The sequence below is a fragment of the Morganella morganii genome (assembly GCF_019243775.1).
Lineage (GTDB): Bacteria > Pseudomonadota > Gammaproteobacteria > Enterobacterales > Enterobacteriaceae > Morganella > Morganella morganii.
Genome location: NZ_CP069157.1, coordinates 1,624,465 through 1,639,297 on the forward strand (window position 1 = coordinate 1,624,465; position 14,833 = coordinate 1,639,297).

The 14,833-nt window shown below is 51.8% G+C and carries 11 protein-coding genes; 9 read left to right on the top strand and 2 right to left on the bottom strand.

Annotated features, from left to right (window positions below; genetic code table 11):
• Nucleotides 1-33: 33 nt before the first annotated feature.
• Nucleotides 34-897, bottom strand: coding sequence for a posphoenolpyruvate synthetase regulatory kinase/phosphorylase PpsR (gene ppsR / locus JL661_RS07815; RefSeq protein WP_004235416.1), 864 nt, complete (start codon nt 895-897; stop codon nt 34-36).
• A gap of 218 nt (nt 898-1,115) precedes the next feature.
• Between ppsR and ppsA the strand changes: the two genes are divergently transcribed.
• Nucleotides 1,116-3,494, top strand: coding sequence for a phosphoenolpyruvate synthase (ppsA, locus tag JL661_RS07820; RefSeq protein WP_004239083.1), 2,379 nt, complete (start codon nt 1,116-1,118; stop codon nt 3,492-3,494).
• Nucleotides 3,495-3,967: 473 nt separating this feature from the next.
• Here ppsA and ydiK read toward each other — a convergent pair whose 3' ends face one another.
• Nucleotides 3,968-5,083 (bottom strand): AI-2E family transporter YdiK, encoded by a 1,116-nt coding sequence (gene ydiK / locus JL661_RS07825; RefSeq protein WP_015422756.1) that lies wholly within the window; start codon nt 5,081-5,083, stop codon nt 3,968-3,970.
• Nucleotides 5,084-5,292: 209 nt separating this feature from the next.
• On the opposite strand from ydiK, the gene ydiJ reads away from it, so the two are divergent.
• From ydiJ to sufE, 8 genes are all read left to right on the top strand, one after another.
• Nucleotides 5,293-8,361, top strand: coding sequence for a D-2-hydroxyglutarate dehydrogenase YdiJ (gene ydiJ / locus JL661_RS07830; RefSeq protein WP_015422755.1), 3,069 nt, complete (start codon nt 5,293-5,295; stop codon nt 8,359-8,361).
• 34 nt (nt 8,362-8,395) lie between these two features.
• Nucleotides 8,396-8,821 (top strand): hotdog fold thioesterase, encoded by a 426-nt coding sequence (locus tag JL661_RS07835; protein ID WP_032098089.1) that lies wholly within the window; start codon nt 8,396-8,398, stop codon nt 8,819-8,821.
• A 338-nt stretch (nt 8,822-9,159) separates the two neighbouring features.
• Nucleotides 9,160-9,540 carry a Fe-S cluster assembly scaffold SufA gene (gene sufA, locus JL661_RS07840; protein WP_004235425.1) on the top strand — a complete coding sequence of 127 codons (381 nt, stop codon included), beginning with the start codon at nt 9,160-9,162 and terminating at the stop codon, nt 9,538-9,540.
• Nucleotides 9,541-9,555: 15 nt separating this feature from the next.
• On the top strand, nt 9,556-11,040 hold the full coding sequence (gene sufB / locus JL661_RS07845; protein WP_062771521.1) for a Fe-S cluster assembly protein SufB: 1,485 nt from the start codon (nt 9,556-9,558) through the stop codon (nt 11,038-11,040).
• Nucleotides 11,041-11,091: 51 nt separating this feature from the next.
• Nucleotides 11,092-11,838, top strand: coding sequence for a Fe-S cluster assembly ATPase SufC (sufC, locus tag JL661_RS07850; protein ID WP_004235432.1), 747 nt, complete (start codon nt 11,092-11,094; stop codon nt 11,836-11,838).
• Nucleotides 11,813-13,117 (top strand): Fe-S cluster assembly protein SufD, encoded by a 1,305-nt coding sequence (gene sufD, locus JL661_RS07855; RefSeq protein WP_062771523.1) that lies wholly within the window; start codon nt 11,813-11,815, stop codon nt 13,115-13,117. Before sufC ends, sufD begins: the two co-directional genes overlap by 26 nt.
• On the top strand, nt 13,117-14,355 hold the full coding sequence (sufS, locus tag JL661_RS07860) for a cysteine desulfurase SufS (protein ID WP_062771525.1): 1,239 nt from the start codon (nt 13,117-13,119) through the stop codon (nt 14,353-14,355). Before sufD ends, sufS begins: the two co-directional genes overlap by 1 nt.
• Nucleotides 14,356-14,363: 8 nt before the next feature.
• Entirely contained in the window at nt 14,364-14,783 is a 420-nt protein-coding gene (gene sufE / locus JL661_RS07865; protein WP_062771527.1) for a cysteine desulfuration protein SufE, read from the top strand.
• Nucleotides 14,784-14,833: the final 50 nt, after the last annotated feature.

Sequence of the window (14,833 nt, forward strand, 5' to 3'; positions counted from 1 at the left end):
GCGGGAATGTGATCCACTTAACCGTTTCCGCTGTCAGAACATACGGCGGTTTAATCCCAGAGAATCGATGATTTTTGTCGATATCTCTTCCACCGAATAGTTGGTGGTATTGAGGTAGCTGATTTTGTGTTTGCGGTACAGCGCTTCCACCTCTGCCAGCTCCATCCGGCACTGACGGATTGAGGCGTAGCGGCTGTTTTCACGGCGCTCTTCGCGGATAGCAGCCAGACGCTCGGGGTCAATGGTCAGACCGAATAACTTATTATTATACGGCTTCAGGGCCGCAGGCAGCTGCAGGTTATCCATATCATCTGCGGTGAACGGATAGTTGGCGGCCTGGATACCGAACTGCATGGCCAGATACAGGCTGGTCGGGGTTTTACCGCAGCGGGAAACGCCGAGCAGAATAACCTGCGCCTGATCCATATTGCGCAGGGAGACACCGTCATCATGTGCCAGTGCGAAATCAATGGCTGCGATACGGGCATCATACTGGCTCAGATTGCGCTTGGATAAGCCGTGGGTCCGGTTGAATATCGGCTGCGGATCCATCTGAATCTCTTTCTGAATCGGCGCGACCAGGGTTTGCACTATGTCCTGGCAGCAGCCCTGACTGCCGGTGATGGCTTCGCGCACGTCCTGACAGATAATGGAGTAGAACACCAGAGGGCGTAACCCGGTGGTTTCAAAAATGGTATCGATTTTTTGTCTGATTTCCAGCGCGCGCTCGACAGTTGCCACGAACGGCAGGGTGTAAGCGATAATATCAATAGGGAATTGTGACAATACAGCATGACCTAATACTTCCGCCGTAATTGCCGTTCCGTCAGAAATAAAGAAGACACTCCGTGTTTCTTTATTTTGTGTATCAGAAGATGAGCCGGTTGTGATAGACATGTTATTTATTTTCCTATGTTTTTTGCTGAATCGATAATCCGGAGCAACGGCACAAATAAATTAAAACATGATTATAAAGGATAAAAAAATATTGTAATCGGGTTGATCGATTCACCTGTCTATATTCTTACAAACATTGTGATAATCTGTTTCTGATGCTCAGCAGAGCCCGTATTTCCGATTTTACCTTCTTTTGAATGTTAAAAGGATTGCTTGCAATGTCCAACAATGGTCAAACCCCGTGTAATGTACTTTGGTATAACCAGTTAGGTATGAATGACGTACCCCGTGTCGGTGGTAAAAATGCGTCTTTAGGCGAAATGATAACCAATCTTTCCGGATTAGGCGTGTCTGTTCCCAATGGTTTTGCCACCACGGCACAGGCCTTCAATGACTTTCTTGAGCAAAGTGGCGTCAACCAGCGCATTTATGAGCTGCTGGATAAAACGGATGTTGACGATGTCAACCAGCTGGCGAAAGCCGGTGCGCAGATCCGCGCATGGGTAATTGATACCCCGTTCTCCGCGGAATTTGAGCAGGACATCCGTCACGCGTATGAGCAGTTGTCCGAAGGCGAGAAAGGCGCATCTTTTGCTGTGCGTTCTTCCGCAACGGCTGAGGATATGCCGGATGCCTCCTTCGCGGGACAGCAGGAAACCTTCTTAAACGTGCAGGGTATTGATGCGATCATGGTCGCCATCAAGCACGTATTTGCCTCATTATTTAATGACCGCGCGATTTCTTACCGCGTGCATCAGGGCTATGACCACCGTGGTGTTGCACTGTCTGCCGGTGTTCAGCGCATGGTGCGTTCTGACCTCGCGTCTTCCGGCGTGATGTTTACTATCGATACCGAGTCCGGTTTTGACCAGGTTGTCTTTATCACATCCGCTTACGGGCTGGGTGAGATGGTGGTACAGGGCGCGGTAAACCCGGATGAGTTTTATGTCCACAAACCAACCCTGGAAAAAGGCCGTCCGGCTATTGTCCGCCGCACCATGGGTTCCAAGAAAATCCAGATGGTTTATGCGGATGACACCAGCCACGGCAAACAGGTGCGTATTGAGGATGTGGATGCAGAAAAATGCAAACGTTTCTCACTGACCGACAGCGAAGTGGAAGAACTGGCAAAACAGGCCGTTACCATTGAAAAACACTACGGCCGTCCGATGGACATCGAGTGGGCGAAAGACGGTAACAACGGCAAACTGTATATCGTTCAGGCGCGTCCGGAAACCGTCCGCTCTAACCAGCAGGTGATGGAACGTTATCAGCTGAACGGCCAGAGTAATGTGCTGGTTGAAGGCCGTGCAATCGGTCACCGTATCGGTGCCGGTGTGGTCAAAGTTATCCATGACCTGAGCCAGATGGATCGTATTCAGCCGGGTGATGTGTTAGTCACTGATATGACTGACCCTGACTGGGAACCGATCATGAAGAAAGCGGCGGCGATTGTTACCAACCGCGGCGGTCGTACCTGTCACGCGGCAATCATTGCCCGTGAGCTGGGGATCCCGGCGGTGGTCGGTTGCGGCGATGCCACCGAACTCCTGAAAGAAGGCCAGGAAGTGACTGTTTCCTGTTCTGAAGGGGATACCGGTTACGTCTACGGCGGCAAACTGGATTTTGATATCCACTCTTCTGAAATCGATAAAATGCCGGAAGTGGGCACCAAAATCATGATGAACGTCGGTAACCCTGACCGTGCATTTGACTTTGCCTGCCTGCCGCATGAAGGTGTCGGCCTGGCACGTCTGGAATTTATCATCAACCGTATGATTGGTGTGCACCCGCGTGCACTGCTGGAATTTGATCAGCAGACTCCGGAATTACAGGCTGAAATCCGCAGCATGATGCAGGGCTATGATGATCCGGTTGAATTCTATATCGGTCGTCTGGTTGAAGGGATTGCCACGATTGCAGCGGCGTTCTATCCGAAGAAAGTGATTGTCCGTCTGTCTGACTTTAAATCCAACGAATATGCCAACCTGGTCGGCGGAGATATCTACGAACCGCATGAAGAGAACCCGATGCTGGGCTTCCGTGGTGCAGGCCGTTATGTGCATGATGATTTCCGTGATTGTTTCGCTCTGGAATGTGAAGCAGTGAAACGTGTGCGTAATGATATGGATCTGACTAACGTCGAAGTGATGATCCCGTTTGTCCGTACTGTGGCACAGGCAGAAGCCGTGGTGAATGAACTGGCGGTTCATGGTCTGAAACGCGGTGAAAACGGCCTGCGTCTGATCATGATGTGTGAAATCCCGTCAAACGCACTGCTGGCAGATCAGTTCCTCGAGTATTTCGATGGCTTCTCTATCGGCTCCAACGACATGACACAGCTGACACTGGGTCTGGATCGCGATTCCGGTGTGGTTTCCACTCTGTTTGACGAGCGTAACGATGCGGTGAAAGCGCTGCTGTCGATGGCTATCAAAGCGGCGAAAGCACGTAACAAATATGTGGGAATCTGTGGTCAGGGGCCATCCGACCACCAGGATTTTGCTGCCTGGCTGATGGAGCAGGGAATCGACAGTGTTTCTCTTAATCCGGATACTGTAGTGAAAACCTGGATTTCATTAGCAGAAAATCACTGATTCAATCATTTAAAATGATTAAAAGCCCGGATTATTTCGGGCTTTTTTTTCGTATTCAGTGTTAGAATGTCTGTGCGCACTTAAGGCAAATCAAAATAAAACCAAATCAGATACCCTGAATTACAGGCAAAAAAAAGCCTATCATGGGCTGACAGGCAAAGACTACACACAGCAATATTTGTATTCGGAAGGTATCATTGTAATGAATAACAATACCTTTTAATTCGTTACTTGATGGCTGATATATTAAAATAATTAAGATATGCCTGCATTAAGAATTGTCTCAATATATATATTTACTGATTGTTAGATAAGTGAAATATATTCAGAACCTCTGTCCGTATCCGGAATAAGTCCGGTGCAATTCTCTCAATGTATATTAATATTTCAAATTATTAATGCTATTTATGAACCATATTTGAATAATTAATTAAATATATCAGAGGTGCACTTCTGCACCTCTGATTAAAAACTTATTCTTTTTCTGAGAGTTGTTCTTCCATATAAGCGCGAACCTCGGTCAGGTCATCTGACGGCTTCGGCACATCATTCATCCACGCTTTCAGCAGTGTGTAAGAAACTGCCAGCACGACAGGGCCGATAAAGAGCCCGATCATTCCGAGCGATAACATCCCGCCGATAACGCCGGTCAGAATCAGTACCATCGGTAAATCCGCCCCCATTTTAATGAGGTACGGGCGCAGTACGCCATCCATGGTGGCAACAATACCGGCCCAGACAATCATGACGACAGCCCAGGTGGTATCTCCGGTCCAGAACAGATAAATGATGGACGGGATCATAATCAGCAGCGGTCCGAGTTGTGCCACACAGCAGATAAAAATAAGCACCGTCAGGATGGCGGCAAACGGCACACCGGCCAGCCCCAACCCCAGACCACCGATAATTGCCTGAGTCAGTGCGGTGACCACCACACCCAGTGCCACGGCGCGTACAGACATCGCTGCCAGCAGTACGGCGGCATCGCCGCGCATGCCGGCGAGGCGCAGAGCAAAGTGACGGAAACCGCGCATCGCTTCTTCACCCTGAAGATAGAGCAGCGCACTGAACAGCAGCATAATCGCCAGATGGAACAGGAATTTACCGGCGCTCAGCAACTGAGTCAGGAACCAGGCCGCGCCCTGTCCGAGGTAAGGCTGGATTTTGGCCATCATCGCGTTGCCGCCGCTGGCGACCAGGGTTGTCCAACTGGCAAACAATTTCGGCCCGATAACCGGGATTGAGTCAAGCCAGTAGAGCTCCGGCAGTGTCAGCTGCCCCGGGGATTTGACCCAGCGCATCAGCGGCTCGCTGTTCTCGACAATACTGTTGATAAGCAGCGCCAGCGGAAAGACAAACAGCAGAATAATCAACATGACCATCACAGATGCGGCTATCCAGCGGCTGTTACGGACACGGCGGCGGATTGCGGTATAAACCGGCCAGGTGGCAATCACTATCATACCCGCCCAGACGAAGCCCGGAAGAAACGGACTTAATACCCAAAAACTAATGACAATGAGAATTGATATCGCTCCGACGGCGAATATTAGTTTAGGTAAATCATAACCCGGTTGCGATTTTTCCACGGATAAGTTTCCCTTTGTAAATGAATTAACTGGTTGTTCCCGATAAAGGAGCGCAAATATTGCGTTATTTTATTGCAGGCGCAAAATGAATACATTGTGTGTTAAGGTGAATATTCTCGCATGAATCATGCATCAGAATGAAGAGTTAACCACATAATTATATTGTCAGATTTGCAATGTGACCATTTATGATAAAAGAGCCGCAGATAATGATCCCACGATTAACGCAATCCCCACAGGTAAGCCCGGCGGTTGAACGTTATATTCACGCCCTCAATGAAAGCGGATTTACCGGCGATACCACCACCCGTTATGGCGATCGGCTGACACTCGCGACCGACAACAGTATTTATCAGCTTCTGCCGCAGGCAATCGTTTTCCCGCGTTCGACCGCTGATGTGATTCTGGTGATGCGCCTTGCCGCACAGGATGAATTCCGTTCGGTTACCTTTACCCCGCGCGGCGGCGGTACGGGCACTAATGGTCAGTCGCTGAATAACGGTGTGGTGATCGATTTATCCCGCTATATGAACCGCATTCTTGAAATTAACCCGGAGCAGGGCTGGGTGCGGGCGGAAGCGGGTGTGATTAAAGATCAGCTCAATGCGTATCTGAAACCGTACGGCTATTTTTTCGCGCCGGAGTTATCCACCTCCAACCGCGCCACTCTCGGCGGAATGATTAACACCGATGCTTCCGGCCAGGGCTCGCTGGTGTACGGCAAAACCTCTGACCATGTGCTGGGGCTGCGCTCGGTACTGCTTAGCGGTGATCTGCTGGATACCGCGCCGCTGCCGGTCAGCGAGGCGTGGCGCTGTGCACAGGAGGAAAGTGCGGCGGGGGAACTTTACCGCACCACACTGGAGAGTTGCGAAACTCACCGGCAGACCATTCTGGACAGCTTTCCGAAGCTCAACCGCTTTCTGACCGGTTATGATCTGCGCCATGTCTTCAGTGATGATATGCAGACCTTTGATCTGACCCGCATCCTGACCGGCTCGGAAGGCACTCTGGCGGTGATCACTGAGGCAAAACTCAATATCACGCCGATCCCGGAAGTGCGCCGCCTGGTGAATGTCAAATATGATGCATTTGATTCCGCACTGCGCAATGCCCCGTTTATGGTGGAGGCTCAGGCGCTGTCAGTGGAAACCGTGGATTCAAAAGTGCTGAATCTGGCGCGGGAAGATATCGTCTGGCATTCCGTCAGTGAATTGATCACGGATGTGCCGGATAAGACCTTGCTGGGATTAAATATTGTCGAATTCTGCGGTGATGATGAAGCACTGATTGACGGGCAGGTTGCGTCACTGTGTGAACGCCTGGATTCATTAATGGCAAATAATGAAGCGGGTGTGATTGGCTATCAGGTCTGCCGTGAACTGAGTGGTATTGAGCGTATTTATGCAATGCGCAAAAAAGCGGTGGGTCTGCTCGGTAACAGTAAAGGGGCGGCAAAACCGATCCCGTTTGTCGAAGATACCTGTGTGCCGCCGGAACATCTGGCGGATTACATCACAGAGTTCCGCGCGCTGCTGGACAGTCATCACCTGGAATACGGCATGTTCGGTCATGTGGATGCGGGCGTATTGCATGTGCGTCCGGCGCTGGATATGTGCTCTCCGGAACAGGAAATGCTGATGAAGCAGATTTCCGATGATATTGTCGCGCTGACTGCCAAATACGGCGGGCTGCTGTGGGGTGAGCACGGTAAAGGGTTCCGGGCACAGTACAGTGAGGCTTTTTTCGGTGACACGCTGTATCGCGAACTGCGCCGTATCAAAGGGGCATTTGACCCGGAAAACCGGCTCAATCCCGGCAAAATTTGTGCGCCGTTAACCAGTGACGCACCGATGATGCAGGTGGATGCGATCAAGCGCGGCACCTATGACAGAACAATCCCCGTTGAGGTCAGAAATACTTTTTCCGGCGCGATGAACTGTAACGGCAACGGCCTGTGTTTTAATTTTGATGTCAAAAGCCCGATGTGTCCGTCAATGAAAGTGACGCAATCACGCTTTCACTCGCCGAAAGGCCGTGCCGGGCTGGTGCGCGAATGGCTGCGGCTGCTGACAGAGCAGGGCACGGACCCGGCGCTGTTATCACGGGCCGTACCGCAGAGCCGGATCTCTCTGCGTGGTCTGATTGAAAAAATTGGCAATACGCGGCGGGCATCCCGCGGGGAATATGATTTCTCCCATGAAGTGAAGGAATCGATGTCCGGTTGTCTGGCCTGCAAAGCCTGCTCCACACAGTGCCCGATTAAAATTGATGTACCGGAATTCCGCGCCCGGTTTCTGGCGCTCTATCACGGACGCTATCTGCGCCCGCTGCGCGACCATCTGGTGGCGAATGTGGAAGCCGGTGCACCGCTGATGGCGAAAGCGCCGAAGATGTTTAACTTTTTCCTGAAACAGCCGTGGGTGCAGAAACTCAGTGAAAAAGCAGTGGGTATGACCGATTTACCGCTGCTGTCGTCACCGTCACTGAAACAGCAGCTGGCGGGGAGCAACGCGGTTTCCGTCACCCTGGAAATGCTGGAAAGTATGAGTGAGGAACAGCGCCGCGCCGGGCGCTATCTCTTTATCGTTCAGGATCCGTTCACCAGCTATTTTGACGCAAAAGTGGTGGCCGATTTTGCCGCACTGACGGAAAAGCTTGGTTTTCAGCCGGTGCTGCTGCCGTTCAGCCCGAACGGAAAAGCGCAGCATATTAAAGGTTTTCTCGCCCGCTTTGCCCGTACGGCAAACAAAACGGCGGATTTCCTCAACCGGGTGGCACGGCTCGGCTGTCCGATGGCGGGTGTCGATCCGGCGCTGGTGCTCTGTTACCGCGATGAATACAAAACTGTTCTGCCACCGGAGAAACAGCAGTTTCGCGTGATGTTAGTCCATGAATTTCTGACAGAATATGCGGATTTATTACCGGTGAAAGATATCAGTGAGGATACTCCCCCCTGGTATCTGTTCAGCCATTGTACCGAGGCCACTGCACTGCCGGACAGTGTGAAAATCTGGCAGAATCTCTTCCGCCGTTTTGGTGCCTCACTGCAGTCTGTCAGTACCGGCTGCTGCGGTATGGCGGGGACCTACGGTCATGAGATGCCGAACCTGGCGCGCTCGAAAGGGATTTATCAGCTTTCCTGGGCGCAGCCGTACCAGTCACTGCCATCAGAGCGCTGTCTGACCACCGGATATTCCTGCCGCAGTCAGGTAAAACGGATGGAAGGCAAAGTGATGCTGCACCCGTTGCAGGCGCTGCTGACACTGGTATCCTGACAGCGGGATAAAACATGACGCGGAGAGCTTATTAATGATATGGAAACGACCTGCAACACCGGCAGAACTGAATCGCATCTCGGAAGGGAATATGCTCAGCCACCTGGGCATTGTCTTTACGGCAGTGGAGTCGGAGCAGTTAATCGCGACGATGCCGGTCGATGACCGGACCAAACAGCCGCACGGCCTGCTGCACGGCGGGGCATCGGTGGTACTGGCGGAAAGCCTCGGCTCTGTGGCCGGTTATCTGTGCAGTGAAGGGGATGAAACCGTGGTCGGTGTTGAGATTAACGCCAACCATGTGCGTGCGGTGCGCAGTGGTGTTGTTACCGGTTATTGCAAGGCGATACACCTCGGACGCAACCAGCAGGTCTGGTCTATTGAGATTTTTGATGAGCAGCAGCGGTTATGCTGTATTTCCCGTCTGACCACCGCGATTCTGCGCGGGTCAAAAAACTAACATCTGAGCAACATATCAGCCGGTATTAGGTGAATTCCGCCCGGAATTTCCGTGTACCGGCACTTCTCTTCAAAAGTCGTATTTATAATGATCCTTTTGTGCCATTGATACTGTACTGGCTGGTACGGTAATAAGTATTTATCATTGATAAATAATCTCTTTTATAAACAAAAGATTAATTCATTTTCCGCTCAAAAATGATAACGCCCGCCCGGCATGTTTGTCTATTATTTAAGCAGCAATCGGAATATCCTTTCAAAGCAAGTGGTTGAAGTGAGAAATATTATCATTAACATGATGTTTACGGAGAGCTCCCGTCGAATTTTATGAGGTCAATAATGACAACGCACAGCACCAACCCGGTGGAAACTTTTTCACTGAATGATAATGACTGGACAGGTATCACACTGACAGCGGCCGCTGCAAAGCAGATTGTGACACTGATGAAAAACACCCCGGACAGTATCGGGCTTTGCCTGAGTGTCAAACAATCCGGTTGTGCCGGGTTTGGTTATGTTTTTGAAATGATTAATCAGGCGGATGCAGAGGATATGTTGTTTGAGCGCGACGGCGCCCGGCTGTATGTCCCGCGCAAAGCCATGCCGTTTATTGACGGCACGGAAGTGGATTTTGTCCGTGAAGGGCTGAATCAGATATTTAAATTTAATAATCCGAAAGCTCAGCATGCCTGCGGGTGTGGTGAAAGCTTCGGGGTTTAAGAGCGAAGCCATATTATGTCTCAGAGCAATGCAGAGATTGGTGAAGACGTCCAGACCTGGCTGAATGACGGACGCTATAAAGAGGGCTTCTTCACTAACGTCGCCACGGATGAACTGGCGAAAGGGATCAACGAAAATGTGATCCGCGCCATTTCCGCCAAACGAAATGAACCGGAGTGGATGCTCAATTTCCGGCTGGAGGCTTTTCAGCACTGGCTGGGGATGGAAGAGCCGCACTGGCTGAAGGCGAAGTATCCGCAGCTGGATTATCAGGATTACAGCTATTACTCCGCGCCGTCATGCGGCTCGTGTGATGATACCTGCGGCTCACAGCCGGGGGCAGTGCAAAGCCCGGCGGGCAGTTTCCTGACCAGTGAAGTGGAAGAAGCCTTTGAAAAACTCGGCGTGCCGGTTCGCGAAGGGCAGGCGGTGGCGGTGGATGCGATTTTTGACTCCGTATCTGTCTCAACCACTTACCGTGATGAGCTGAAAAAACACGGTGTGATTTTCTGCTCGTTCGGGGAAGCGATTCACGACTATCCGGAACTGGTGCAGAAATACCTCGGTACCGTGGTATCCAATCACGATAACTTTTTCGCCGCACTTAACTCGGCGGTTGCCTCTGACGGCACCTTTGTTTATGTCCCGAAAGGGGTGCGCTGCCCGATGGAATTATCCACCTATTTCCGCATTAATGCAGCCAAAACAGGCCAGTTTGAACGCACCATTCTGATTGCGGATGAAGGCAGTTATGTCAGCTATATCGAAGGCTGCTCCGCACCGGTGCGTGACACTTATCAGCTGCATGCGGCGGTTGTGGAAGTGATCATCCATAAAGATGCGGAAGTGAAGTATTCCACTGTTCAGAACTGGTTCTCCGGCGGTGACAGTGAAGGCGGCATCCTCAACTTTGTCACCAAGCGGGCACTGTGTGAGGGTGAAAATTCCAAAATATCATGGACACAGTCTGAAACCGGCTCTGCTATCACCTGGAAATACCCGAGTGTGATCCTCAAAGGGGATAACTCTGTCGGTGAATTCTTCTCTGTTGCCCTGACCAACGGCACACAGCAGGCGGATACCGGTACCAAGATGATCCACATCGGCCGCAATACCAAATCCACAATTATCTCGAAAGGGATTTCCGCCGGGAGAAGCCAGAACAGCTACCGGGGACTGGTGAAGGTGCTGCCGGGGGCGGAAAACGCCCGTAACTTTACTCAGTGTGACTCAATGCTTATCGGCACAGAGTGCGGCGCACACACTTTCCCGTATGTGGAAGTGATGAATAACAGTGCGCAACTGGAGCATGAGGCTACCACCTCGCGTATCGGTGAAGACCAGCTGTTTTACTGCTTACAGCGCGGTATCAGCGAAGATGACGCCATCTCAATGATTGTAAACGGTTTTTGTAAAGATGTGTTCTCTGAGCTGCCGCTGGAATTTGCCGTGGAAGCACAGAAACTGCTGGCGATAAGCCTGGAACACAGTGTCGGTTAATCCATCAGAATCAGCGCCTGCGGGATAACCGGCGGGACGGAGTAGTACATTATGTTAAGTGTAAAAGATTTGCATGTCAGCGTGGAAGGTAACGAAATCCTCAAAGGGTTATCACTGGACGTGAAACCGGGGGAAATCCACGCCATTATGGGGCCGAATGGTTCTGGTAAAAGTACCCTGTCTGCCACACTGGCCGGCCGGGAAGAGTATGAAATTGACAGCGGGTCGGTCACTTTTAAAGGTAAAGACCTGCTGGAGCTGGCACCGGAAGATCGTGCCGGTGAAGGCATTTTCCTCGCCTTTCAGTACCCGGTGGAAATTCCCGGGGTAAGTAACCAATTTTTCCTGCAAACCGCAGTTAATGCAGTGCGCGAGTATCGTGGTGAAGAGGCGCTGGACCGCTTTGATTTCGCTGATTTTATCGAAGATAAAATTGAGTTGCTGAATATGCCGCAGGATCTTCTGACGCGTGCGGTGAACGTCGGGTTCTCCGGCGGTGAGAAAAAACGTAATGATATCCTGCAGATGGCCGCCCTTGAGCCGTCACTCTGCATTCTTGATGAAACGGATTCCGGGCTGGATATTGATGCCCTGAAAACCGTGGCCAACGGCGTGAATCAGCTGCGCAGCCCGGAACGCGCCTTTATTATTGTCACTCACTATCAGCGCATCCTGGATTATGTGAAGCCTGACTTTGTTCATGTGCTGTATCAGGGCAAAATCATCAAATCCGGTGATTTCTCACTGGCGAAAAAACTGGAGGAGCAGGGATATGGCTGGCTTATTGACCAACAGTGAACGCGCGCTGAAACGCCGCGAAGTCAGTGAGCGCAATCTGGCCGCAATGGGGCGGATAGAACAGCTTATCGCGCAGCATCCGCTCTCCGGGCACGCCGCGCAGCACTGGCAGCAGGCACAGAAAACCGGCTTCCCGGCCTTTCATCAGGAAGACTGGCATTATACGTCGCTGACACCATTGCTGGAGGCAGATTATCAGGATAAGACCGGAACACTGAACGTCTTACCGGAGGCGGTGCTGACCTCACTGAATGCATACCGCATAGTGCTGGTGGACGGCGTGTTTGAGCCGCAGTGGAGTGATACTGATACAGGTGTGTTTGAGTTATCAGTGGCAGACAGTCACAGTGAATTCCCGGCACCGGTTAACGGCGAGATTTTCCTGCACCTGACTGAAAGCCTGGCGCAGACACCGTTAATTATCCGCGTGAAAGCCGGCGCACAGGCGGAAAAATCCCTGTACATCATGAATATTTCAACGGCACATAATGATTCTCTGAATATGCGCCACAGCCGCTATCACCTCGATATCGGTGCGAATGCGGCTGTCTCTGTGATTGAGCACTTTATCAGCCCGGATGAACAATCAGCCCATTTCACCGGGGCGCGGATGACCGCGAACGTGGGAGAAAACAGTGATTTCCGCCATCTGAAACTGGGGTTTGAAAACCCGCAGGCGTACCATTTTGCCCATAATGATTTGGTGATCGCCGCCCATGCCCGTGTGGAAAGCACCAGTTTCCTGCTCGGCGGTAAACTGACCCGGCATCACACCAGCACACAGCTTAACGGCGAAGGTATTGTGCTGGCCATGAACAGCCTTGTGCTGCCGAAACACGGCGAAATCGCTGATACCCGCACGTACCTGGAACATAACAAAGGGTATTGTGAAAGCCGCCAGCGCCATAAAACCATTGTGATGGATAACAGCCGTGCGGTATTTAACGGCATGATTAAAGTGGCACCGCATGCACTGAAAACAGACGGCCAGATGACCAACAATAACCTGTTACTGGGCCGGAAAGCGGAAATCGATACCAAACCGCAGCTGGAAATTTATGCCGATGATGTGAAGTGCAGCCACGGTGCGACGGTCGGACGGATTGATGAGGAACAGCTGTTTTATCTGCGCACACGCGGGATCGCGGAAAAAGCCGCGAAGCAGATGATCATCCTCGCGTTTGCTGCGGAACTGACTGATGCGATCAGCGATGAAGTCCTGAATAACGTGGTGATGGCGCGTATCCGTCAGTCGCTGGATCAGGGGGATAAACAGTAATGAGTTATTCAGCACAACAGCGGCGGGCAGACTTCCCGGTACTGGCCGGGGAGGTGAACGGCAAACCACTGGTCTACCTCGACAGTGCCGCCAGTGCCCAGAAACCTCAGCAGGTGATTGATGCGGTGAGTGATTTTACGGCTCACCATTATGCCGCGGTTCACCGCGGCATTCACACATTAAGTGCAGAGGCCACGGCCGCCACGGAAGCTGTGCGGCAGAAAGCGGCGGTGTTTATCAATGCACCGCAGACGGAAGAGATTATTTTTGTCAAAGGCACCACCGAAGCTATCAATCTGGTGGCGGACAGTTTTGGCCGCGCGTTCTGCAATGATGGTGACAATATCATTATCACTGAGATGGAACATCACGCCAATATTGTGCCCTGGTATATGCTGGCGGAGAGTGCGGGGATTGAGATCCGTGTATTGCCGATGGCGGATGACGGTACTCTGGTGCTGAGGAAACTGCCGGAACTGATCGATAACCGAACCCGACTGCTGAGCTTTACCCATCTCTCTAATGTGCTCGGCACCGTGAACCCGGTGAAAGCGATTATTGTTCAGGCACGTGAACTGAGCCGTGCTGCCGGGGGAGAACTGGCAGTGCTGGTGGACGGTGCTCAGGGCGCAATGCATCAGCCGGTGGATGTGCAGGCGCTGGATTGTGATTTTTATGCGTTCTCCGGCCATAAGCTGTACGGACCGACCGGCATCGGTATTTTGTGGGGACGCAAATCCCTGCTGGATAACATGCCTCCCCGCGAAGGCGGCGGTGCCATGATCGCAGAGGTCAGCCTGACGAACGGTATTACCTATGCGGATGTACCGTGGCGTTTTGAGGCGGGAACGCCCAATATCCAGGGTATTATCGGCCTGGGAGCTGCGCTGGATTACCTGAATAACATCGGTATGGCGGAGATAGCTGCGTATGAACACACTCTCATGCAGTATGCGCTGACGCGGCTGGCAGAGGTGCCCGGCATTATTCTGTACGGCAATGCACTGCGGGAAGGGGTGATCGCCTTTAACCTCGGAGTGCATCACGCTTTTGATACCGGTGCATTTCTGGATCGCTACGGCGTGGCTGTCCGCACCGGGCATCACTGCGCACAGCCGCTGCTGGCGCATTATGGTGTCAGTGCCATGTGCCGTGCCTCACTGGCGCTCTACACCACGGAAACGGATATTGATATACTGACGGACGCACTGAAACGTACCGCAAAACTGCTGGGTTAAGGATCCTGATGAAAATTACGCTGCCGGATCAGGCAAAATTACTGCGCAATTTCTCCCGTTGTCATGACTGGGAGGAGCGTTATCTGTATCTGATTGAGCTGGGGGACAAATTACCGGCGCTGACAGAAGAGCAGCGGCAGCCGCAGTATAAAATATCGGGTTGTCAGAGTCAGGTCTGGATCATCATGCAGCAGGACGAGGAAGGGCGGGTCTGGTTCGCCGGTGACAGCGACGCCGCGATTGTCAAAGGGCTGGTGGCGCTGGTTATCGCGCTGTATCAGGGAAAAACGCCGGCGGAAATCCGTGAACTGGATATCGCACAAATCTTCTCGGAACTGGCACTTTCTGTCCATCTGACCCCGTCCCGTACTCAGGGACTGAACGCCATGGTCAGAACAATCATACAAAACACGCAGCAAATGAGATAAAACATCGTTCCCTTTTACTTACTCTGCTAATAATATATTACCTGGCGTGG

Excerpts from the sequence above, each read along its gene's own strand:
- ppsR (WP_004235416.1), bottom strand. The coding sequence starts at position 897 with ATGTCTATCACAACCGGCTCATCTTCTGATACACAAAATAAAGAAACA.
- ppsA (WP_004239083.1), top strand. The coding sequence starts at position 1,116 with ATGTCCAACAATGGTCAAACCCCGTGTAATGTACTTTGGTATAACCAG.
- ydiJ (WP_015422755.1), top strand. The coding sequence starts at position 5,293 with ATGATCCCACGATTAACGCAATCCCCACAGGTAAGCCCGGCGGTTGAA.
- JL661_RS07835 (WP_032098089.1), top strand. The coding sequence starts at position 8,396 with ATGATATGGAAACGACCTGCAACACCGGCAGAACTGAATCGCATCTCG.
- sufA (WP_004235425.1), top strand. The coding sequence starts at position 9,160 with ATGACAACGCACAGCACCAACCCGGTGGAAACTTTTTCACTGAATGAT.
- sufB (WP_062771521.1), top strand. The coding sequence starts at position 9,556 with ATGTCTCAGAGCAATGCAGAGATTGGTGAAGACGTCCAGACCTGGCTG.
- sufC (WP_004235432.1), top strand. The coding sequence starts at position 11,092 with ATGTTAAGTGTAAAAGATTTGCATGTCAGCGTGGAAGGTAACGAAATC.
- sufD (WP_062771523.1), top strand. The coding sequence starts at position 11,813 with ATGGCTGGCTTATTGACCAACAGTGAACGCGCGCTGAAACGCCGCGAA.
- sufS (WP_062771525.1), top strand. The coding sequence starts at position 13,117 with ATGAGTTATTCAGCACAACAGCGGCGGGCAGACTTCCCGGTACTGGCC.
- sufE (WP_062771527.1), top strand. The coding sequence starts at position 14,364 with ATGAAAATTACGCTGCCGGATCAGGCAAAATTACTGCGCAATTTCTCC.